This window comes from Mycobacterium sp. NGS41, from assembly GCF_059812725.1.
Window position 1 is genome coordinate 1 of the sequence record NZ_JCALDF010000039.1, and the last position, 20,864, is coordinate 20,864.

Consider the following 20,864-nt stretch of genomic DNA (forward strand, 5'->3'; position numbering starts at 1 on the left):
CATGCCGTCGATGAGCCGCCGTAGCACGAACCTGATCTCCTTGCGGGCGCGCTTCGGATCCTCGGCCGTCGCGATGGCCATGGCCGCCTCGTCGAGCGCGCCGATCATCACGGTGGCCAGCGGTCGCACCGGTTGACGAACCAGTTGGCCCGCGCGGATGGCCTCGGTGAGCAGTTGTTCGGTCATGCCCAGGCTGTAGCGCTGGGCCACGTCGCGGAAGCCGGCCCAGCCGAGCACGGCGGGCGCATCCAGCAGGATCAGCTGACGCACCTCGGGATCGCCGGACACATCAAGCCAGGCGTCGACTGCGGCCCGAATGGCGTCGGCGGGCGTCGTCGCGCCCGAGGAGGCGACCACAGTGGCCATCCGGGCCATCACATCCTGCTCCACCGCCTCGACGACCCCGCGGAATAGCGCTGCCTTGTCGGCGAATTGGTGATACATCGCGCCCCGCGTGACCCCAGCCTCCTTGGCGATCTCCGGGGTGCCCACCTCCGCATAACCCCGCTGTCCCCACAGCTTGCGAGCAGCCGAGATCAGCGCGTCGCGGGTCGCCGCGGAGCGCTCCTCCTGAGTGCGTCTCTTGATTTCCATACAACCTGTTGGTAACTTACGAACAGACAGCCTGTTTGTAACAATAACTCGAAGTAGGAGTCAATCCATGTCGACGATCGACATTAGTGCCGGAACCATCCACTACGAAGCAATCGGACCCGAAAACGGCAGGCCTGTGGTGTTCGTGCACGGGTACATGATGGGCCGAGAGATCTGGCGCGAGGTGAGCCAGCGCCTCGCCGGTCAGGGCCTGCGGTGCATCGCCCCGACCTGGCCGCTCGGCGCGCATCCACAACCGCTGCGCCCCGGCGCCGATCGAACCATCACCGGCGTCGCCAACATCGTCGCCGACACACTCGAAGCCTTCGACCTCGACGACGTGGTGCTGGTCGGTAATGACACCGGCGGGGTGGTCACCCAACTCGTCGCGGTGCATCATCCCGAGCGGATCGGTGCGCTGGTGCTGACGAGTTGCGATGCGTTCGAACACTTTCCACCGCCAATCCTCAAGCCGGTGATCGCGGCGGCCAAATCGAAGACGCTGTTCCGGAGCGCGATCCAGGTTATGCGGGCCCCGGTCGCGCGCAGGCGGGCCTATGGCGATCTCGCGTACCAGAACCTCGAGGATCTCGCAGCGGCCTGGGTGCGTCCGGCGATGTCCGACCCCGCGATCGCGGAGGACCTGCGCCAGTTCTCGCTGTCGCTGCGCACGGAAGTCACCACAGGTGTGGCGGCCCGGCTGCCGGAGTTCGACAAGCCCGCGCTCATCGCCTGGTCGGCCGACGACAAGTTCTTCGAGCTCGACGACGGCAAGCGACTGGCCGCGACCATCCCCAATGCCCGTCTCGAGGTCATCACAGGTGCGCGGACGTTCTCGATGCTGGACCGGCCGGACCGGCTGGCCGATCTGCTGTCGACGATCGCCGTGCGGGCCTAGCCGGCTCCACCCCAGCACGCGGCGTTTCCGCTCTGCCGAGGTATTTGCTGCGTAACGCTCCGAAGGCAGACGCGGCGAACTACAATCCCCCGTTGTGACGAGCCCGTCGAATCCCTGGGGCGATCAACGAAGGCGGCTGTCGCGGCAGCTAAACATACGAGGGCAGGTGCTGTGCCGCAGGAGAGCCCGGCGGTTGAGCCGGTGCTTCGCCCGTGTCGGGGTCCACACCTCGCCGGAGCGACTTCAGGAGATGCTCGCGGGCATGCCCGTCACAGACGACGAAATGACCGACGTCAATTTCGCTCTGATCGCGACGCGATTCAACCATGACACGCGCTCAGCGAGGGCCAGGCGCCTGCGCCGCCGCAGCACCCGCTCACTGGTGTTCGCGGGCTTGGTTCTGGTGGTGTTGAACTTTCTTGTCTGCGTCGCCTACCTGCTGTTCAGCCTGAGTCAGCAGACGCCGCTGCTGTAGTCGAGTCGGACGTCGGCAAGCGCCGTGCATTGGAGTTGTCTCCGATTGGGGCGCGGTTGTCCTCGGCATATACCGTTTCCGCTATGTCAGACGTGACGCCACCATTGCGGGGACGACGGATCTTGGTGACCGGTGCGGCGACCGGTATCGGCGCGGCCGCCGTCCGGGTCCTTAATGAGGCGGGTGCCGCGGTCGTTGCGACGTATCACCAGACTCCACCGCCGGATGATCTGGCGGCAACCTGGCTGCAGTGCGACGCGCGCGACGGCGAAGCCGTCTCGGCGACGGTGCGCCGCGCGACCGAGAAGCTCGGCGGGCTCGACGTCCTGGTGAACGCCGCCGGACTCTGGCAGCCGGGGGTTCCCGGATACATCAGCGCGGACGAGATTTCATTCCTGTTGGACACCAACGTGAAAGCGACGATCCTCACGAATCAGGCCGCATACACCGTCATGAAACAGCAGGATCCCAAAGGTGGCCGGATCATCAACTTCGGCTCCTCGGAAGCCGTTGTGGGCAGCCCGATCTCGGCTGTCTACGCCGCCACCAAGGGCGCAGTGCAGGCATGGACGCGATCGGCTGCCCGGGCCTGGGCCGCCGACAATGTCACCGTCAACGCACTGGCGCCCGCGGTGCAGACGCCCGGCGCCGACCGGTTGCGGGATTTTCTCGGTCCGCACGCCAGCCCGCTCATCGACCAACAGCTCAAGACGATGATTCCGCTCGGCGGGGCGTTGGGCGATCCCGCGCGGGACGTCGGCCCGATATTGGTTTTTCCGGCCGGATTTGGTTCGGGATTCATTACCGGGCAGCTGCTGGCGGTCGACGGTGGACTGATGATGGTGGGCGGCTAACCATGGCGAGCACACTTAGCGCGGCGCTCGGCGGCGGATCTGCCCCTTGGACCGACGCACCCGCTTGACCGGATCTCGGGTTGTGCCGCCGGCGATTTCGTCGCGCAACTGCGTGATGTTGGAGATCTCGGCGTAGAGGCCGCGGATCGCATAGTCGAGGACGGCGAAGGAGTAACGCTGCTGCGGGTCGTCGATGATGCCGACTTCGCGGGAACGCTGCCGTGACCAAAGCGCCTCGTCCAGCCGGGCCCGCGTCGCCTCGAGGTGGCGATCCAGGGTGTCGACGACACGCTCAGGATCGTCATCGTGGGCAAGCCAGGTCTTGAGGATCACCGGGTGCTTGATGACAACCTGCTCCTGGCCGGGAAAGTGCTGCACCCACCGGTGCAGCGCGTCGAGCCCGGCATCGGTGGTCTCGTACAACGTGATCGCGCGCTTGCCGGACTGCGCGCCGATCTCATTGACCATTCCCCGCGCGAGCAACCGGTTGAGTTCACGCCGCACATGACTGACCGACGGCGACCAGTAGAAGTGGCCGACGGACAGTTCGGCGCGCATCTTGATCTCGCCGGCCGTAAGCTGCTCGTCGTTGGCGGCCAGCACACCCAGAACGAGGTAGGCGGTTACCGGCAGGCCGTTGGCGGTGCGCTGCGGGCTCACGGTAAACCCGTGAAGTACGGCAGCACCACGTCGGGACCAACCGCATGAAACTGCACCTGCACCCGCATCCCGATCGCCAGCTCGTCCGGTGCCACGCCGACGACGTTAGTCAGCATCTGATAACCCTCGTCCAGCGTGACGATTGCGGGCGCATAGGGCGGTGTGAACTCGGCAGTCACGGGCCGGTAAACCACTGTCCAGCTGCAGATTTCGCCGACACCGCCGCTGCGGGCCCACACCAGCTCGTCCGAAAGACATTGGCGGCAGTGTTCGGTCGGCGGGAAGTTCGACAGGCCGCACACCTCGCAACGTTGGTAACGCAGCTCCCCCAATCGGCACGCCTCCCAAAACGGAGCGCTGACCTGGCTACTGGCATGGGGCACGGGTCCGGTTTGTGGTTTCAATGATGTCATGTCGGCTCATCTCCCAAGATCAGGACCGTGGTGAACAATGCTCCGGCGCCCCCGTTGCTGCATAGCGCGACGTGTGCGTCAGGCACCTGCAAATCGCCTGCCACACCACGCAATTGCTCGACGGCCCGGACGGCGCGCTGCATCATTTGCGGGTTGGCACCCGCGTGGCTGAAGGACATGGTTCCTCCGTCCGTGGTGATCGGATGGCTGCCGTCGATAGCGATGTGGCCATCGGCGACGAAAGGGCCGCCTTCGCCGTCACCGCAGAACCCGAACGCCTCGAGCTGGCGGATGATCTCGAACGAAAACGGGTCGTAGAGTTCCAGCACATCCACGTCGTCGCGGCGGACTCCGGCAAAGCTGAACGCACGGTCGGCCGCATGCCTGCCCACGACGCCATTGACGTAACCGCCGCGCCGGCCTGCGAGATCCCACGCCGGCGGGTGCTGATAGGACGGGCCGTGAAAGTCGGCGCCGCTGCCCAGGATATATATCGGCCGGCTGGCGATTTCGACTTTGCCGATGTTCGCGACGACCAGAGCGCACCCGCCCTCGGACGTGGTGGCGCAGTCGAGCAGATGAAACGGCTCAGCCACTAGACGTGATGCCGTGATGTCGTCGGGTGTGAACGGACCACGTTGGTAGTAAACGGCTTCCGGGTTCCGCGACCCGTTGTTGCGGATGGTCGCCGCGACGATGGACAGTTGTTCGCGCGTCGTGCCGTAGACGTGCATGTGGCGCCGGGCGATGAGCGCGAACTCGGCGGCGGTGAACATTCCCCACGGCGCTACGAATTCGTTCTCCGGCCTTGTCCATGGGGCGGTGGCCTCGTGATCGCGGTATTCGCCGGCCTGCGCGGCGACGAGCACCACCACGTCGGCCATGCCGTGCTCGATTGCCGCTGCCGCTTCGGTGATCATGCCGACCCCGAAGCCCAGCCCCTGCCACGCCGGTCCGATGCGCAAGTCGTAGATCAGCGCGGTGGACTGTGGGCCTGCGCTGATTCCGTCCACATCGTCAAGGCTCAGACCGGCGTCGTCCAGTGCTCCGCGAATGGCTTTGAGCGCAAGGCCGCGGGACGTTTCCCCGTCCAGCCGACGGCCCTGTCGGGTGTTGTGCACCCCGACTATGGCCGCGGTGCGCTTTGTGGCGCTCACTATTACCCCGCTCCCATTCAGTTCTCGTCCGCGACGATGCCGAGATACGTTCCCAGCACGTCAAACTGGCGACCATCGCGCACGATGTTGCCGATCATCCTGGTCCGCGGATCGCCGTGTGCCGTACCGGCTTCGACGACGTCGATGCGCACGTCGACGGGCCGAGCGGTTTGCGGGTCGGTGATCTCGACGACCATCACCACCGCGCGTTCAGGTTCATCCCACTCGACGCTGATAATCCGGTGACGAGCGGTCAACTCCATCACCAGCGAGACCTGCCGCACCAGGAACCGGACCGGTGCGCACAGCTCGCCGGCGCGGGGCGGCACGCAGAGGGTCACTGAGATACGTTGCGTCACAATCCCGCCGGTCGCATACTCGTAGAACCGGACTTTCGCAACGCGTTCAGGTCTTGTGGGCTGTGTCCCAGCAGACCCGTCAGCACCTCGTCGGTGTGCTGGCCATATAGCGGCGGCACCCGGCGGATCCAGCGGCGAGGTTTCCCGACGAACGAGAATGGCATTCCGGTGCACAGGAACGTACCCGCGACGGGGTGGTCGACGCTTTCCCAGAACCCGCGCGCGAGCAGTTGCGGATCACTCAGCAGGGAGGGCGGTGCCACTACCGGCGCCGCCGCCACCCCATGGGAGCGCAGTTCGTCAACCGCAGCACTCACCGAGCGTCGCACGGTCCAAGCCGAGATCAGCTTGTCCAGCTCGTCGGCCCGATCTCGCCAACCCGCCGACGGCAGCGGGGATTCGCCGATCAGTTCGGCCACCGCGCTGCGGGCGGCATCGTCCATCGCGGCAAGCGCAACCCACTGGTCATCACCCTGGCAGGGATACACACCCTGGGGACCTACACCGGATCCCCGATTCCCGTTGCGGTGCATCTCGATTCCGTTACCCGAGTACTCGACCAGCATCTCGGCCGCTACATTCAGCGCCGATTCCACCATCGTCGATTCGACGTGCACACCGATCCCGTCACGGTCACGCACCACCAGCGCCGCGACGGCGGCGAACGCCGCGTGCAGCCCCGCTATCGGGTCGCACACGCCACGCGGAATGATCGGCGGTCCATCCGAAAACCCGGTCATCCACGCCATTCCCGTTGCCTGCTCCATCGTCTGGGCGAAGCCCACCCGATCGCGCCACGGCCCGTCGAGGCCAAACGCCGGCATCCGAACCATGACAGCACGCGGGTTGGCAGCACTGACGACGTCCCATTCCAGACGAAAGTTCTGCATCACCCGTGGTGAGAAGTTCTCGATGACGAGATCGCTTGCGGCGATGAGCTCCAGAGCGACGCCACGTCCGGCTTCGTTACTGAGTTCCACGCTAATGTCGCGCTTATTGTTGTTGCTGCACAGGAATACCGGGCCCCACTCCCACCACTGGTCCCAGTCAGGTGGACGACCCGCGGAGAAGCGCATACCGTCGGGCCGGCGCACGCCTTCGAGCTTGATCACGTCGGCGCCTAGCGCACCCAGCAGCTGGGTGGCGACCGGTCCCGCCCAGAACGCGGTGAGGTCAATTATCCGTATGTCTGACAATGGAAGTTGGCCGACCTCGTGTGGGGGCGTGCGCTCCGGTCGAGGCGGCCAGTGCACGCGGCCGGTGTCGGCGCCCAGCGTGGGGGGTAGCCCGGGCGCCCTAGTCGTGATCGCGTCGCTGCGATACGGCACCCGCGGCGCAAGCTTTCCGGACTCCGCTTCGACGAATACACCGCGCTGCACGAACTGGTCGATCTCGGGAAGTGTGGCCGGGGTCGCTATGGGAGCTACCGGAATCCGGAACGCGGCGGCGAGGTCGACGATCTCTCCCGTGGTGCGGTTCTCTGTCCACTGGGTGACCATGCCGACAAATTCATCGCGACGTGCGATCCGGCCGGTCATCGATGCCAGGTCGGCGTCGTCGACCAGGTCGGCACGGTCGATCATCACCAGGAAATCCTGAAACTGCTGTGCGGTGATGGTGCAGAAACCGACCATGCCGTCAGCCGTCGGAACGATGGACGGGAGTTCCAGACTACGTAGGTGCATAAGGGAATCCCCACCAAGTACGCTGGCCGACATAGCGGACAGGCCGCCCATTCCGATCACCATCGCCTCGTATGTCGACAGGTCGATGACCTCGCCGCCGCCTCCTCGCAAGGCATGCCGCACCGACGCGACGGCCACAGCCGCGGCAAACGTGCCCGCGAGCCACTCGCCGAGCCGGCCACCGGCCTGCACGGGTTCGTCGTCCGGCCAGCCCCGGCCAGCGATCGAGCCGCACAACGCCTGCAGGATGAACTCGTTGGCCACCACCTGCTCGTCGACGTAGGGACCCGTTGTCCCGAAGGGCGTTACGGCGACAACTACCGCCGTTGGGCCGGTGTGGGCGGTGATGCCATCGAGAGTCCAGCCGTCGGTCAGGTCGGTGATGACGAGGTCGGCACCGACCAGCAGCGCCGTCGTCTCGGACCCGGTCACGACCGACTTCTTACCCGCAGCCAGATAACCGAATAACGCGCCGGGGGGTCCTCCGGCTGACCAGCCGCGTACCAAGTCGCCCTGCGGAGCTTCGACTTTCACCACGTCGGCGCCCGCGTCGGCGAACATCTTGCCGCAGTACGACACCGCGATGCCGTTGGACAACTCCACAACACGCCAGTCGGCGAACGGCGCCCGGTTGATCACCCTCAGTTGCCCAGCGTGGTGGCGCGGCCGGTAATCCCGGTGGCCTCCGCCGTTACCGGCGCCGATTCCTGTGCCTGCAGCGCGAATTGCGTCATCCTGGTCCACGCGTCACGGTCACGCTGGCTGGCTTGACGGCCGACATGAGTGACCACGTCGACATCGCCGGCCTGCGCACGGAGGTAGCCGGCGCGAGCGTGCTCCTTGGGGATGTGTCGGAACGGGTCGAACGAGTAAGCGGCCATGGCATTTTCGTGGGTGATCTTGTTGATGACCGAGTCGTCGAGATGTCCCATGTTCTCTATGACGTCCTCCGGCGCGAACGGCCAATTGCTGTCGGAATGCGGGAAGTCGGACTCCCAGCAGAGCATGTCCTCGTTGAACCAGTCCATGTTTCGCACGCCGACCTTGTCGCTGATGAAGCAGGTGTAGAAGTGCCGCTTGAACACGTCGGTGGGTCCGCTGTAGCCCGGTGGAAACTTCGCGAGCGTCCAACCCGAGTGACGTTGGTAGACATGCTCGGCACGCCACAGGAAGTACGGAATCCAGCCGACGTCACCCTCGGTGAGCGAAAACTTCAATTCCGGGAAGTCGGCCCAGAACTCGGCCCAAATCAGCTCGGTGAAGGTGAACATGCTCATCATCGACGACGCCGTCATCTGCACGCTGGGCGGAGCGTCCGTCGATACCGTCGGAGACCTGGACGCCGAGCCGACATGGGTGCACAGCACAGTGTTGTTCTCGCACACCGCCTCGAAGAGCGGGTACCAGTACTTGGTGTGAATGCTGGGCATTTGCAACGCTTCCGGATTCTCCGAGAATGTCACCGCGTGGCAGCCCTTGGCTGCCAGTCGATTGACTTCCCTGGCCGCTTCGGCCACGTCGTAGAGCGGCAGGATGCCGCAGGGGATGAACCGGCCCGGGTAGGTCGCGCACCACTCGTCGATGTGCCAGTCGTTGTAGGCCTTGATCATCACCAGGTTGACGTTGCGGTCGGGCCCCTGGTTGAGGACTTGGCCCGAGAAGCCGGTGAAGTTCGGGAAGTTCAAACCCGCCAGCTGGCCGCCGGCGTTCATATCGCGGATCCGCTCGTCGACGTTGAAGCAGCCCGGCCGCATCTCGTCGTAGCGCGAGGCGTCGATGTTGTACATCTCGCGGGGTTTTCCGGCGACGGCATTGAGGCCCATGTTCCGGCCGCGGATCTCCCCGTAGTACCACTGCTGGATGCCGTCGGGCTCGAGGACCACCCGAGGGGCCAGGTCCTTGTATTTCGCGGGGACGTGCGCGTCGAACATGTCCGCCGGCTCGGCGATGTGGTCGTCGACGCTAATCAAGATGAGGTCGTCTTTGTTCATGCCCTGCCTCTTGTCCAAAGGACTAGTAGACATTGAGCTGAGTCACACTGTCAATGGCGATTCGAGCTGTTTCAGCCGGGAATCGTTGGATCGCGCACCAGCTGGCGGCGGGTTTTTCTCAGACTATTAGTCCAATCCTTTGGCGCCCGCCGCGGCCTGCGATCACCGCCCGGCGACCTGATCGGCTGTGGGCCGGGCCAAGTACACGCGCTCGCCGGTCATCAGATCGTTGTCGTCGAAGCCGAACACCGCCCAGAGGCGGACCTCGAACGGCTCGCTAGTGGTGGTCGGTGTGCCGCGCAGCCAGAACTCGATCTGCACTTGGTCGTCGTCGAGGTGGGTGAGTTCGATCAGCTCGTTGCGCTGATCGGGCACCAGCGTGCGGCCCTCGATCCAGTACTGCATCACGTCGTCAGTGCCGTCGATCACCGTCCCGTCGGGCAGTTCGTAGCGGGCGTGGCTGAACGTCGCCATGGTCCGGTCCCATTCCTGCACGTTCTCGCTTTGCATGTGCTCGATCACGACAGCTTCCCGGCGCGCTCGCCGATCCTGATCAGTCATTGGACGCCTTTCGGTTGGAATTGGCTGCAGCCGTGGTCAACCGACTATGCGGTCTTACTTGCTTGCTGTCAAGCATGTTAAATGCCAGAATCTGAGACATGGACGACACCCCCACCGTCAGCCTCACGCGACCACGACGCACGCAGGCGGAACGGCGAGCAGCCGCGCGTGATCGGCTGCTGCAGGCGGCGGCGGAGCTTATCGCCGAATGCGGCTTGGCCGCAATCACTTTGGCTCAAGTGGGCGAACGCGCCGGCTATAGCCGCGGGATCGCCAACCACCATTTCGGCACCAAGGCGGCCCTGATCGAAGAACTGATCAGCCAGGTCGAGCAGGAGTTCATGACCGCGACCGCACCGGTGCGGAGCCTCGACGCCAGTGTCGACGAACTCGTCAGTACGTCGTCGATCTTCATTGGGCTGCTCGCTGACCTTCCCTCTATCCACCGAGCATTTTTGGTGCTGTGGGCCTCGGCCGTTGCCGACGACGAGCTGCGCCCGCGCATGGCCGCGTCCGACGTTGCGTTCCGGGACGCGGTCACCGCGATCGTCGAACGCGGGCAAGCACATGGCGAGGTCGATGACAGCGTCGAAGCCGACACATTCGCGGCGATGCTGCTGGGCCAACTACGTGGCCTCGCACTACAGCACCTGATCGCCGGCGACGATATCGACCTCGACCGGGTCCGGCGTGGTCTCGAGGCAGCCGTCCGGGCTCTCCTCCAGCCCGACAGTCCAGCAGCTTCCCGGTGAAGCTGGCGCATCGCCCAGTCCGTCGCGCAGGCTTGCGGGGATCGCTCGCTGCCGAACCGATATGCCACCATGAGGCGTGACCGGGCCCGAAAGGTGAGGTGAGTTGACGGCTAACAAACCTGTCCGGCCCACCACCGCCGACGTAGCCCGATTGGCCAGCGTGTCGACCGCGACCGTCAGTTATGTGCTGAACAACGCCGAGGGCCGCAGAATCTCCCCGGAAACACGGGACGCTGTCTACCGGGCCGCGAAACGGCTTGGCTATCGACCAAACCTTGCGGCGCGAAATCTCGCCCGCGGCAAAAGCGGAGTGGTCCTTTACGTCGTGCCGCATGTGGCCGTGGGCGAGATGCCGATGCAGGCCGGCAGTCGCATGACCACCGAACTCGCGCGTCTGGGCTTGCTTCAGGTGCAGATCTTCGAGACCGAGGACGACCAGCATGTCGTCGACGCGATCAAGAATCTCGACCCGGTTGCGGTGACGAGTCTGTTCCCGCTCAGCGCAGCCGCTTTGACCGCGGTGAAAACGGCCGACATCGCCTACATCGAGATCGGAACACTGCCCGCGCTGGGGGATCCGCATCTCTCGATCGGCGACATGCGGGTCGAACATCTCGTCTCGCGCGGTCACCGAGAGATCGCGTTCGCCTATACCGGGATCGCGAAATGGCGTGCCCTGGGCGACTACTGGTTCGAAGGCGTCTCGCGTGCGGCGCAATCGCATGGGCTCGCGCCAGTCCGCGTGGGCGAGGTCACCGCGGACAACGCCGCGGACATAGTGGGTGGCTGGGTAGCGGACGGCGTTACCGCGGTGTGCGCGCAGAGCGACGAGATCGCGTGCCTCGTTCTCCACGGAATTCACAAAGCGCGGCTGCGCTGTCCACACGATCTGGCGGTGATCGGCGTCGACGCCACTCCCATGGGCGTGGTGAGCACACCACCGCTGACCACGGTGGAATTCGACCCCGACTCGGTCGCCGACGCCGCGATCGCCGCGGTACTGACCGAGTTGGGATATCCGGCCCCGCCGGCCCCGGAGCCGACGGACATCGCCCGCCTGATCGTGCGCGCTTCCACCTAGCGCCGAAACCGCGAGCGTGACGTTGCAGTCACGTTCGAGCCCGAGCGTGACTGCAACGTCACAGTCGATCGAGCGACGAGGGCCCGGGCCGCTGGACATCCTTAGGTTAAGCGCATAACCTACCCGTTTGACGGATCGGCTGCTCGAGGAGGAGTGCCCATGACGGTGCAGGCTGTGCTGGACGACATTCGGGAACGACCCGGCACCGGTGACGTAATCCCGATCATCGACCCCGCCACCGAAGAGCAGATCACCGAGTTCACCGACTGCGGGCCCGAAGCCGTCAACGAGGCCGTTGCGCGCGCCAAGGCGTCGGCCGAGTCGGGGGTGTGGTCCGGCCTGCCCGACTACGACAGAGCCAAGGTGTTGTGGCGGGTCGCCGATCTGATCGACCAGAACGCCGAGATCCTCGCCGAGCTCGAGTCGCTCAACGCCGGCATTCCGCCGGCGCAGGCCCAGATCATCACCAAAGTCGGTTCCGAGTGGTTCCGCTATTACGCCGGCTGGTGCACCAAGATCGACGGCATCGCGCGCGACGTGAACACCGGCGGCCTCACCGGCGTCGACTCACACATGCACACCTACACCCTCAAAGAGCCGTATGGGGTGGTGGGGCTGATCTTCCCTTGGAACGGCCCGGTCTTCAATTTCTGCGCCAAGCTCGCGCCGGCGCTGGCAGCGGGCTGCAGCAGCGTCGTCAAGCCCGCCGAGGAGACGCCGCTGTCAGCGCTGGTCCTCGACCGAATCCTGGCCGAAGCCGGGGTGCCGGAAGGCGCCGTCAACTTGGTGAACGGCTACGGTCACACCGCGGGTGCGGCCATCACCGCACACCCCGACGTCGAAAAGGTCGCCTTCACCGGATCCACCGAGGTCGGCAGGGAAATCGTGCATGCCTCAGCGAACAGCAACCTCAACAAGATCACGCTGGAGCTCGGCGGTAAGTCGCCGGTGCTGATCTACGACGACGCCGACCTGAACATGGCCATCCCGATGGCGTCGTTCGGCACCTTCATTCACTCCGGCCAGGCGTGCGTGTGCGGATCGCGCATCTTCGCGCAGCGCGGCGTCTACGAGCAGGTCGTCGAGGGCATTGCGAACATGGCCAACAACATGCTGCTGGGCGGGCCCAAGGACGAGGGCGCCATGGTCGGTCCGCTGATCAGCCAGGAGCAGCTCACCCGCGTCCTGGGCTACATCGAGCAGGGCAAGTCCGACGGGAACGAGCTGGTCACCGGCGGGCACCGGCTAGACCGACAGGGGTACTTCGTGCACCCCACCGTGGTCACCAACGTCGACCCCGCCACCAGTCGGCTGTTCCAGGAGGAGATCTTCGGGCCCGTCGTCACGATCCTGCCGTTCGACGATGACGACGAAGCGATCGCCTTGGCTAACGACAGCACCTACGGACTCGCCGCGACGGCTTGGACCACGAACCTTGGCCGCGCGCACCGGCTGGCCAAGCGGCTCAAGGCCGGAACCGTCGGCTTGAACTGTCAGATGCAGTTCGACCACTCCATGCCGTTCGGCGGGTACAAGCAGTCCGGTTGGGGTTATGAGTCCGGCAAAGCGGGCATCGAGACCTACCTGCAGACGAAAATCGTTTGGGCGCAGATGTAATTAGTTCCGATGGTGGCGACCCGCCGCGCCCGGCTTCGCCGCGCTTGCGATCGCCACTAGTACCGATGGTGGCGACCCGCTGCCCCCGGCTTCGCCGCGCTTGCGATCGCCACTAGTCCCGACGGTGGCGACCCGCTGCGCCCGGCTTCGCCGCGCTTGCGATCGCCACTAGTCGGCGGGCTGGTAGCGCAGCATCGTGACGTTGTGTTCTGGGTAGTCGACGAACACCGGCCGCACCCGCATTCCGACCTTCAGATCACCCGGATCGACGTTTACCATCTCGGTGGAAAACCTGGGCCCCTCGTCCCATTCGACGATCGCGAGGAGTTGTGGGACGGCGTCGGCGAAGTGTGGGCTGACGGGCCGGTGGGCCACGGTGAAGGAGTACAACGTCCCCATGCCGGAGATTTCGCGCCATTCCAGGTCGTCGGCCAGGGTCCCCGGTGCGCGCACCCGCGGATAGAACACATAGGACTGCGCTGACGGCGAGTACTGGATGACGATTCGGTGCTGGGCCAGTGCGTCCCAAAACGGCGCGGTGGTAGGTGTTTTGACCGGCATCGGACGATCGAAGCTGATGGGCATTATCCGGGATCCGTTCAGTCGCCTTGGAGGATGAGCGTGGTCTGCTCGGAAAGAATTCCGCCGTTGCCGGACACGAAGGCGCGGTTGCAGTTCGGGACCTGCGCCGCATCCGCGCGTCCCATGATCTGGCGAGCGGCATCGCAAACGTGGTGCATTCCGCCGGCCAATCCCGCTTGGCCGAAGCCGAGTTGGCCACCGGCGGTGTTCAACGGGAAGTCGCCGCGGAAGGTGAGGTCATGGCCGGCCACGAACTCCATGCCTTTGCCCTTTTCACAGAAACCCGCATCCTCCAGCGACAGCAGCACGGTGATGGTGTAGCAGTCGTAGATCGATACCATGTCCATTTGATCGCGGGTCAAATCGGTCATGGCAAAGGCTGTTTCGGCGGCCTCGGCGATCGGCGTGTGCAGCAGGTCCTTGGCATAAGTCGGGGTTTTGAACGGCACGTGCTCGCCGAACCCCTTGATCCACACCGGACGGTGGCGTGCGCGTCTGGCCAGGTCGGCGTTGGCGACAACGACGGCCGCGCCTCCGACACAGGGCATGACGATCTCCAGCATGTGCAGCGGGTCTGCGATGACCGGGCTTTCCAGCACATCCTCGACGGTCAGCGACTTGTCTTTCCAGATGGCGCCTTCGGTGTGGTTAGCGTTGACGCGCTGGTCGACGACGATCTTGGCCATGGCCCGCTCGTCGTAGCCGTAGACTGCCGCATAGCGTTGAGCCACTTGACCATACGGCCCGTTCTGGCCGAGGTTGCCGTACGGGATCTCGAATTCTGCCTGCGGAGAGCCGTATTGGTTGCTCGACGAGCCGAAGAACATGGCGTCGACCATCGGCCTGGGTTTCTTCTTGGACATGGGCGTGATGTATCGCGCGGGTAGCGCGCACAGCACGGCGTCGCAAATGCCGAGTTCGATCGCTGCGGCCGCCCGCCACACCATGGCCGCAGCGCTGGCTCCGCCGAGATCCACGTGTTCGGCGAATCTGGCACCGATGCCCAGGTATTCGGCGATTGTGGAGGGGACGAAGATCTGCGACTCGGCCAAGTGTGAAGCGACGATACCGTTGACGACGTCGGCCGGCAGTCCAGCGTCACCGAGAGCCGCGGCGGCCAAGTCCGCCCATTGTTCGATGACGAACGGTGCCGGCGAGGCTTTGTTGAGCCGCTCCGGCGGCAGCTCGACGTATCCGACGATCGCGGCTTCTCCGCGTAATCCCATGTCTTGTCCTTACTTTCGGGGCAGACCGAGGATCATCTGGGCGATGATATTCAGTTGAATCTCTCTGGTGCCGCCACCTAACAGCTCGGCGGGCAGGTGCAGATACGGCTCCACGATGGCCGGGTCGGAGTCGGCGACCATCGCCAACCTTCCGGTCAACTGCAGCGTGGCCTGGAACGTGCGGCGCAGCAGCACGTTCATCGCCACCTTGGCGATGCTCGACGCCGGCCCGGACGGCTGTCCGTCCAGCAGCCGGATGGTTTCCCGCACACCTAGTGACTTGATGGCGTTGGTGTATGCGTCCAGCTCGCCGAGCGCTCGCACCGCGTCGTCGCGGTCCGGACCCGGTTTTGCGGCGAACTCGCGCAATGCGGCCGCCCTGTCGAACTTGACGTAACCACTGATGGCCGAACGCTCTTCGGCCATGGTCGCGATTGCCAAGCTCCAGCCTTCGCACGCGCCGCCGAGCAGCAGCTCGTCCGGGACGAACACATCGGTGAGGAAGACCTCGTTGAAGTGCGCGTCGCCGGTTGCCGTTTTGATCGGTTGGATTTCGATGCCGGGAGATCGCATGTCGACGATGAAGTAGCCGATCCCACGGTGCTTGCCGGCCGTCGGGTCGGTACGGGCCAGCAGTGCCCCGAAGTCCGCCCGGTGCGCCGCCGATGTCCAGATCTTGTGCCCGTTGATATTCCAGCCGCCGTCGACCTTGGTCGCACGGGTGGTCAACGCGGCGAGATCGGATCCGGCACCCGGCTCGCTGAACAGCTGACACCACGCGATCTCGCCGCGCTGGGTCGGCGGTATCAGCTTCTCCTGCAAGTCTTCTGTTGCGGCGCGCAGCATTGACGGCAGGATCCACTCGGCGATGCCCAGTGAGGGACGGACCAGCGCGGGTCGCTTGGCGAACTCGTCGTCGATGATGAGCTGCCGCAGCGGGCCTGCGCCAATTCCCCACGGTGCAGGCCAGTGTGGCGCGATCAGACCTGCTTCGGCGATCAAGGTGCGTTGCGGCCCGGTCTTGAAGTCTTCGTAGTCACCCTGACGGCCGGGTTGGTCGTTGCGCAGCTCCAGCGCCGCGTCCAGGGTCTCGGCCACCCACGACCGGAATTCTGGTTCGGCGTCGCCGAGGTTGACCGACATATCACGCTGCCGGGTACATGTCAGTTGTCCCAGCCGTCGGGCCCAACGGTTTGCCCCGCCGATCGACGCGGCCAGGCTGGTGGCCCGCCGCCAGTACAGGTGTACGTCGTGTTCCCAGGTGAAGCCGATGGCGCCAAACATGGTGAGCGCGTCGAGCACCAGGTCGGGCACCGGCGCGATCGCGATCACCGCCGCTGCAGCCGCGGCGAGCCGGTGCTGGTCGATTGATTCCTCGACGGCACGCACCGCGTCCCACGCCGCCGCGGCGGCCAACTCGCTATTGACCAACAGCATCGCCGCGTTGTGTTGCAAGGCCTGAAACGTACCGATTAACTTGCCGAATTGCTCTCGGGTGCGCAGGTGCTCGGTCACCACCTCGACACACCACTGAGCGATTCCGGCGGTGGTGCTCGCGACCAGTCCCAGCACGATAGACGCTGCGCGATCAGGTTCGATGCCGGTGAGTATGTCTGACTCAGCCGCAGCGTAGTTCGCAAGGCGCAGGATTCCCACATCGGTGACCAGGTCGGTGCCGCGTACGGATTCGACTGTGGCCGTGGGTTTGCCGGTATCCACCGGCACCCACACGATGTCGCCTTGCGTGGCACGTGCGCCGACCAGGATCATCTGCGCTGAACGCGCGCCCGCGATGACGCCCGAGGCGCCGGTGACCAGCCATTGCTCTTGGTCGGCACGTGCATGGAAGTCGCCGTCGTCGGGCAGGATGACCGCCGCGGGTGTACCGGCTGCGATGGTACGTATCAGTGATTCGGCGGCTGGCGCCGGATCGGCCAGCAGCGCGACGGCTCCCGCGATCACCGTCGGCAGCAATGGTCCGGGCAGCAGTGCCTTGGCCGCCGACTCCAGCACGCAGGCGGCGTCCATCGGTCGGCCGCCCTGACCACCGAGGTGCTCGGGCAGGTGCACCGCGTGAAAGCCGTTGGCAACCAGTGCATCCCACCATGACGGAAGATGCCCGGCCGCAAGCGCATCGAAGTTATCCCGTGTCGCAGCTATCGGCGCATTCCGGGCAGCGAACTGACCGACGGATTCACTGAGCGCCTGCTGCTCCGGGGTCAGCCCCAGGCTCACGGGCAGATACCTTTCGTATTACAAGACGAACCGTCTCGTCTTGTGGCAGACTACGGGGCGGGCCATGATATGTAAAGCGCGGTCGGCCCCGGAGAGGATCACCAAATGCCAGCCGGTCTCAGCCGGGCTAACCCGCAAGCGAGTCCGCCGAGGAGGCGAAGCGAGAAGTCGCGCAAGGCGATCGTCACCGCGACGCGGGACTTGCTGCTCGAGCGCGGATTCGACGGTTTGAGCATCGAGGCGGTCGCAGCCAGGGCCGGCGTGGGAAAGCAGACCATCTACCGCTGGTGGCCCAGCCGGTCGGCACTGGTCGCCGACGTCATGCTCGAAGACGCCGACAAGATTCTCGCATCGGTCCGCCACACCGGTGACTTGGCCGACGACCTGGTCGAGTGGGCGGGCAAACTCGCTACCAGCCTGACGACGGTCCGCGGCTCAGCAATGCTGCGCACCCTGACGGTCGCCGGCATGGAGCACGAGGACACCGCGATGAAGCTGCGCGCCGGGTTCAGCAAGCCGCTGCACGACAGCGTCCGGAACCGGCTGCGCGACGGCGGCATCGACGAACCGACCGCCGACTCCGCCGCGGACGCCATCGTCGGCGGCGTCGTCTATCCGATCCTGTCTGGCGTGCAACGCTATTCACGGCACCGCGCCGAACTGACCACCCGAATTATCGTGGCAGCGCTGACTACAAGATAGCGCTGAGTTCTGCTCGGGCCTGGTCGATCTGGTCAAAGGCGTAGGTTGTGATCGCGGTGGGCGTCATCGATTCACCATTGCGAGCGAGCGATTCGTAGCTTTCGTCACCAAGGACATCACGTAGGTGTGCGATCACGCTGTTGATTTCGATCCAGCCTTCGGTGATGGAACTGAACGCATAGCCGGCAATGGTTGCGGCCGGCTCGTCGCGTCCGAGCCTGCCGAGAAACGTCGCGAGATGGCCAAGCGGCACGCGCATGATGGTGCTGTTGCCCGAGTCGTGGTAGTTGCGGATGGCGAGGGCCAGGAAATCGAGCGCAGCCAAAGGGTTCCCGTATCTGGCCTCGAGACGACCGAGAAGATTCGCCAGGTGGGTTTCGTTGTAACGGTTGCCGCTCTCTTGAGCGACCACCAGGCCTCGGCGCATCGCGTCACGCGAGCGGCCGCCGTGAGACTCAATGGTCTTGCGCAGTAACTCGTCATGCGCGGCCAAGGCTGTCCGCATCGCATCCGCGTCGGTTTCCCACCGACGGGTCGAACCCTCGACATCGGTGAAGAGAAACGTCACCACCCCGGCAGGGGGCACCGCCTTCGCAGCGGACACTCACGCAGCATCCCACACCAGGCCTGGCAAACCTGGCCAATACGACTTTAAGATCAGCCCAACCTGGATCACAGAAGGCAGGCGTCTATGACCGAAGACCCGGCGAGCAGACACAAAAGCGCCCGACACGCCGAAGATTTGGGTGCTTTTGCGTCTGCTCGCGCCAATGAAGCGTGGCAGTTCTTCCAGCAAATGCTGGGCAACGTCACCAATATAGTCACCGAGGATGCCGAAACGGAGCGGGAACTTCTTGAAGGGCTGCGCGTGATTGCCCGGGTGTCCTCGCTCTGTTCGCAAATGGCGGTCGAGGCCGACCTCGACCGGCCGTCGTTCTTCGATATGTGCTCCCCGAACCGGATGATCGGCGGCCCGAATCCCGACGGCAACTACTACCTGGCGATGATCCTCGGCGACCGCCGGTACCGCATCAACGGCACCAGGGGCACAAGTGCCTACCTCGGACTCCAGATTCTCGCCGGCACAGGACTGACGCCACGCCGAATGTCCAACCACATCAGCGACGTCGACCTGGCACTGAGCGACGGCAACTTCGCGATCGTGCTCGCGGCAGAGGCGCCTGCCGATCTGGCGGGGGCGCAGTGGGTGCAGATTCCCGAGGATGCGTCGTCGGTGGTCGTTCGGGAGTACATCGGTGATCGCGAAACGGAACGGTTGGCAACGCTGACGATCGAGGCGCTTGATCCGAGTCCCGTTGCGCCACTTACCGACAGCGAACTCGCCGACCAGTTCACGGCGATGGCGTGGTCACTGATGAAACTGGCCACGCTGCATCGGACCATCAAGCCCGAGCTCCTGGATAGTCCCAACACTCTGCTGACCGCTCATGCCGCTGACCTGGGTGCGGCCGATACCACGCCCGACAACCTGTACATGATGGGAAGCTTCCGGCTCGAGCCTGGTCAGGCCCTGGTGCTCGACATCCAGCCACCCGACACTCGGTACTGGAACGTCACGCTGGAAAACATCTGGCATGAGTGCGCAGAGCCGCGTCGACGACACAGCTCCGTGACCAACAAAGAGATACAGCCCGACGCTGACGGACGGGTACACATCGCAATCTCGGCGCAGGACTTCGGGTTTGGCCATTGGCTCGACACCGGCGGCCGACACCGCGGCTTCGTGGTGCTGCGCTGGCTGGACAACCCAACTCCACCCGATGTCAAAGTGTCTGTGCGACGCCGAGGTGAGGAGCGGACGTGACGCTGCAGGAGCGGTTCGCCCCTGACGCGCTGGTCGCGACCGCATGCGAGGAAGCCGGCTGCGACGACTTCGGCGAGGACGGCTGGCAGGCCGGACTGCAGCTTCTCACCGACGGGTTGGTCAATGAGGCGCGGCTTTCGGCGATTGGTGTGGAGATCGCCTATCTCGACATCATGCGCGCGCTGAAGAACCGGCTCGGTGTCATCGCGTGGCGCAAGCAACGACCCGAAATCGCCAGCAAGCCAATCACTTCACCGATCTTCATTGTCGGCCAACCCCGCACCGGGACCACGATCCTTTACGACTTGCTCGCGCAGGATCCGCAGATGCGCGCACCGCTGACGTGGGAGGTCGATGCGCCGTGCCCGGTGCCGCGGCCTGAGACCTACCACAACGATCCGCGTATCGCGGCCACACAGGCCAGCATCGAGCTTTCCGAACAGATCATTCCCGGGTTCCTGGCCTTTCATCCGATGGGCGCGCTCGTCGGGCAGGAGTGCGTGCGTATCACGGCCAGCGAGTTCACCAGTATGATCTTCTCGGTGCAGTACCGCCTGCCGAGCTACTACCGCTGGCTGCTTCATGAGGCGGACCATGCCGGCGCTTACCGCTTCCACCGAATCTTCTTGCAGCATCTGCAATCTGGAGTGCCCGGTCAGTGGCTACTGAAGTCGCCCGCGCATTTGTGGCACCTGGATGACCTGTTCGGCGAATACCCTGACGCGTTGATTGTGCAGACGCACCGCGATCCGCTCAATGTCATCTCCTCGATCGCAGCGCTGACCCACCACTTACGGCGAATGGGCACCGACGAGTCCAGCATCGCTGAGTGCGCGGCCCAGTCTTACGAGGAGATCGTCGTCGGCCTCGAACGTGAGATGGCGCTGCGTGACAGCGGTGCCGCGCCCGCCGCCCGGGTAATCGACGTGCTGTATACCGATTTCATGACCGATCCGTGGGCGACGATCGAGGACATCTATCGAAAGCTGGGCCGCGAGCTGCGACCCGAGGCCGAGCAGAAGATGCGCGACTTCCTGACTGTCCATCCGGGGGACGGCGGTCGCGGGCGCTACACCTGGTCAGACACTGGGCTGAATGCCGATGAGGTTCGTGGGCGGGTCAGTGCCTATCAGGATCGCTACGGAGTGCCGACCGAGCAGCTGCGGTGATGTTTGCCGCGCAGCCAGAATGGATGGT

The 20,864-nt window shown here is 64.8% G+C and carries 21 protein-coding genes; 9 read left to right on the top strand and 12 right to left on the bottom strand.

The window, feature by feature from the left end; genetic code table 11:
* Positions 1-594: TetR/AcrR family transcriptional regulator (locus tag AC5Y21_RS23385; protein ID WP_499916015.1), on the bottom strand; the 594-nt coding region annotated here is incomplete at its 3' end.
* A gap of 67 nt (positions 595-661) precedes the next feature.
* On the opposite strand from AC5Y21_RS23385, the gene AC5Y21_RS23390 reads away from it, so the two are divergent.
* The 3 genes from AC5Y21_RS23390 to AC5Y21_RS23400 all read left to right on the top strand — a co-directional run bounded on the left by AC5Y21_RS23390 (position 662) and on the right by AC5Y21_RS23400 (position 2,821).
* On the top strand, positions 662-1,492 hold the full coding sequence (locus AC5Y21_RS23390) for an alpha/beta fold hydrolase (protein WP_499916016.1): 831 nt from the start codon (positions 662-664) through the stop codon (positions 1,490-1,492).
* Positions 1,493-1,754: 262 nt separating this feature from the next.
* A complete protein-coding gene (locus tag AC5Y21_RS23395) occupies positions 1,755-1,967 on the top strand; it encodes a hypothetical protein (protein ID WP_499916018.1) in 213 nt (70 codons plus the stop codon).
* A 92-nt stretch (positions 1,968-2,059) separates the two neighbouring features.
* Positions 2,060-2,821, top strand: a complete 762-nt coding sequence (locus AC5Y21_RS23400; RefSeq protein ID WP_499916092.1) for an SDR family NAD(P)-dependent oxidoreductase — start codon at positions 2,060-2,062, stop codon at positions 2,819-2,821.
* Between the two features lie 15 nt (positions 2,822-2,836).
* Here the strand turns inward: AC5Y21_RS23400 and AC5Y21_RS23405 are convergent, their stop codons facing one another.
* The 7 genes from AC5Y21_RS23405 to AC5Y21_RS23435 all read right to left on the bottom strand — a co-directional run bounded on the left by AC5Y21_RS23405 (position 2,837) and on the right by AC5Y21_RS23435 (position 9,647).
* Positions 2,837-3,481: a MarR family transcriptional regulator gene (locus AC5Y21_RS23405; protein WP_499916020.1), complete on the bottom strand. Its 645-nt coding sequence runs from the start codon at positions 3,479-3,481 to the stop codon at positions 2,837-2,839.
* Complete coding sequence (locus tag AC5Y21_RS23410) at positions 3,478-3,894, bottom strand: Zn-ribbon domain-containing OB-fold protein (RefSeq protein WP_499916022.1); 417 nt, start codon at positions 3,892-3,894, stop codon at positions 3,478-3,480. Before AC5Y21_RS23410 ends, AC5Y21_RS23405 begins: the two co-directional genes overlap by 4 nt.
* Positions 3,891-5,051 (bottom strand): thiolase family protein, encoded by a 1,161-nt coding sequence (locus tag AC5Y21_RS23415; protein WP_499916024.1) that lies wholly within the window; start codon positions 5,049-5,051, stop codon positions 3,891-3,893. Before AC5Y21_RS23415 ends, AC5Y21_RS23410 begins: the two co-directional genes overlap by 4 nt.
* 17 nt (positions 5,052-5,068) lie before the next feature.
* The gene (locus AC5Y21_RS23420) at positions 5,069-5,398 is read right to left on the bottom strand and encodes a hypothetical protein (protein ID WP_499916095.1); all 330 of its coding nucleotides are present in this window, start codon (positions 5,396-5,398) and stop codon (positions 5,069-5,071) included.
* Between the two features lie 8 nt (positions 5,399-5,406).
* Positions 5,407-7,734 (bottom strand): CaiB/BaiF CoA-transferase family protein, encoded by a 2,328-nt coding sequence (locus AC5Y21_RS23425; protein WP_499916026.1) that lies wholly within the window; start codon positions 7,732-7,734, stop codon positions 5,407-5,409.
* Positions 7,735-7,736: 2 nt separating this feature from the next.
* Positions 7,737-9,086, bottom strand: coding sequence for an amidohydrolase family protein (locus AC5Y21_RS23430; RefSeq protein WP_499916028.1), 1,350 nt, complete (start codon positions 9,084-9,086; stop codon positions 7,737-7,739).
* A 162-nt stretch (positions 9,087-9,248) separates the two neighbouring features.
* Entirely contained in the window at positions 9,249-9,647 is a 399-nt protein-coding gene (locus tag AC5Y21_RS23435; RefSeq protein WP_499916030.1) for a nuclear transport factor 2 family protein, read from the bottom strand.
* Positions 9,648-9,745: 98 nt separating this feature from the next.
* Between AC5Y21_RS23435 and AC5Y21_RS23440 the strand changes: the two genes are divergently transcribed.
* The 3 genes from AC5Y21_RS23440 to AC5Y21_RS23450 all read left to right on the top strand — a co-directional run bounded on the left by AC5Y21_RS23440 (position 9,746) and on the right by AC5Y21_RS23450 (position 13,097).
* Positions 9,746-10,399: a TetR/AcrR family transcriptional regulator gene (locus tag AC5Y21_RS23440; protein WP_499916033.1), complete on the top strand. Its 654-nt coding sequence runs from the start codon at positions 9,746-9,748 to the stop codon at positions 10,397-10,399.
* A gap of 103 nt (positions 10,400-10,502) precedes the next feature.
* Positions 10,503-11,480, top strand: coding sequence for a LacI family DNA-binding transcriptional regulator (locus AC5Y21_RS23445; protein ID WP_499916035.1), 978 nt, complete (start codon positions 10,503-10,505; stop codon positions 11,478-11,480).
* 159 nt (positions 11,481-11,639) lie between these two features.
* Entirely contained in the window at positions 11,640-13,097 is a 1,458-nt protein-coding gene (locus AC5Y21_RS23450) for an aldehyde dehydrogenase family protein (protein WP_499916037.1), read from the top strand.
* Positions 13,098-13,265: 168 nt separating this feature from the next.
* Here the strand turns inward: AC5Y21_RS23450 and AC5Y21_RS23455 are convergent, their stop codons facing one another.
* From AC5Y21_RS23455 to AC5Y21_RS23465, 3 genes are read right to left on the bottom strand one after another with little or no spacing between them, the layout of a single operon-like run.
* Positions 13,266-13,682, bottom strand: coding sequence for a Zn-ribbon domain-containing OB-fold protein (locus AC5Y21_RS23455; RefSeq protein WP_499916039.1), 417 nt, complete (start codon positions 13,680-13,682; stop codon positions 13,266-13,268).
* A gap of 14 nt (positions 13,683-13,696) precedes the next feature.
* Entirely contained in the window at positions 13,697-14,905 is a 1,209-nt protein-coding gene (locus AC5Y21_RS23460; protein WP_499916042.1) for a thiolase family protein, read from the bottom strand.
* Positions 14,906-14,914: 9 nt separating this feature from the next.
* On the bottom strand, positions 14,915-17,140 hold the full coding sequence (locus AC5Y21_RS23465) for an acyl-CoA dehydrogenase family protein (RefSeq protein WP_499916046.1): 2,226 nt from the start codon (positions 17,138-17,140) through the stop codon (positions 14,915-14,917).
* Between the two features lie 105 nt (positions 17,141-17,245).
* Here AC5Y21_RS23465 and AC5Y21_RS23470 point away from each other — a divergent pair, with 105 nt between their 5' ends.
* Complete coding sequence (locus tag AC5Y21_RS23470) at positions 17,246-17,842, top strand: TetR/AcrR family transcriptional regulator (protein WP_499916048.1); 597 nt, start codon at positions 17,246-17,248, stop codon at positions 17,840-17,842.
* Here the strand turns inward: AC5Y21_RS23470 and AC5Y21_RS23475 are convergent.
* Positions 17,832-18,446, bottom strand: a complete 615-nt coding sequence (locus AC5Y21_RS23475; RefSeq protein ID WP_499916050.1) for a hypothetical protein — start codon at positions 18,444-18,446, stop codon at positions 17,832-17,834. The genes AC5Y21_RS23470 and AC5Y21_RS23475 overlap by 11 nt on opposite strands.
* Before the next feature lie 192 nt (positions 18,447-18,638).
* Between AC5Y21_RS23475 and AC5Y21_RS23480 the strand changes: the two genes are divergently transcribed.
* Both AC5Y21_RS23480 and AC5Y21_RS23485 read left to right on the top strand, forming a co-directional pair.
* Complete coding sequence (locus AC5Y21_RS23480; protein ID WP_499916097.1) at positions 18,639-19,667, top strand: DUF1214 domain-containing protein; 1,029 nt, start codon at positions 18,639-18,641, stop codon at positions 19,665-19,667.
* Complete coding sequence (locus tag AC5Y21_RS23485; RefSeq protein ID WP_499916052.1) at positions 19,664-20,836, top strand: sulfotransferase family protein; 1,173 nt, start codon at positions 19,664-19,666, stop codon at positions 20,834-20,836. The genes AC5Y21_RS23480 and AC5Y21_RS23485 overlap by 4 nt, the downstream gene beginning before the upstream one ends.
* Positions 20,837-20,864: the final 28 nt, after the last annotated feature.

What these genes read in the sequence shown, in the direction of transcription:
- AC5Y21_RS23455 (WP_499916039.1), bottom strand. Translation starts at nt 13,682, where the DNA reads ATGCCCATCAGCTTCGATCGTCCGATGCCGGTCAAAACACCTACCACC.
- AC5Y21_RS23480 (WP_499916097.1), top strand. Translation starts at nt 18,639, where the DNA reads ATGCTGGGCAACGTCACCAATATAGTCACCGAGGATGCCGAAACGGAG.
- AC5Y21_RS23460 (WP_499916042.1), bottom strand. Translation starts at nt 14,905, where the DNA reads ATGGGATTACGCGGAGAAGCCGCGATCGTCGGATACGTCGAGCTGCCG.
- AC5Y21_RS23440 (WP_499916033.1), top strand. Translation starts at nt 9,746, where the DNA reads ATGGACGACACCCCCACCGTCAGCCTCACGCGACCACGACGCACGCAG.
- AC5Y21_RS23430 (WP_499916028.1), bottom strand. Translation starts at nt 9,086, where the DNA reads ATGAACAAAGACGACCTCATCTTGATTAGCGTCGACGACCACATCGCC.
- AC5Y21_RS23470 (WP_499916048.1), top strand. Translation starts at nt 17,246, where the DNA reads ATGCCAGCCGGTCTCAGCCGGGCTAACCCGCAAGCGAGTCCGCCGAGG.
- AC5Y21_RS23435 (WP_499916030.1), bottom strand. Translation starts at nt 9,647, where the DNA reads ATGACTGATCAGGATCGGCGAGCGCGCCGGGAAGCTGTCGTGATCGAG.
- AC5Y21_RS23410 (WP_499916022.1), bottom strand. Translation starts at nt 3,894, where the DNA reads ATGACATCATTGAAACCACAAACCGGACCCGTGCCCCATGCCAGTAGC.
- AC5Y21_RS23390 (WP_499916016.1), top strand. Translation starts at nt 662, where the DNA reads ATGTCGACGATCGACATTAGTGCCGGAACCATCCACTACGAAGCAATC.
- AC5Y21_RS23450 (WP_499916037.1), top strand. Translation starts at nt 11,640, where the DNA reads ATGACGGTGCAGGCTGTGCTGGACGACATTCGGGAACGACCCGGCACC.
- AC5Y21_RS23395 (WP_499916018.1), top strand. Translation starts at nt 1,755, where the DNA reads ATGCCCGTCACAGACGACGAAATGACCGACGTCAATTTCGCTCTGATC.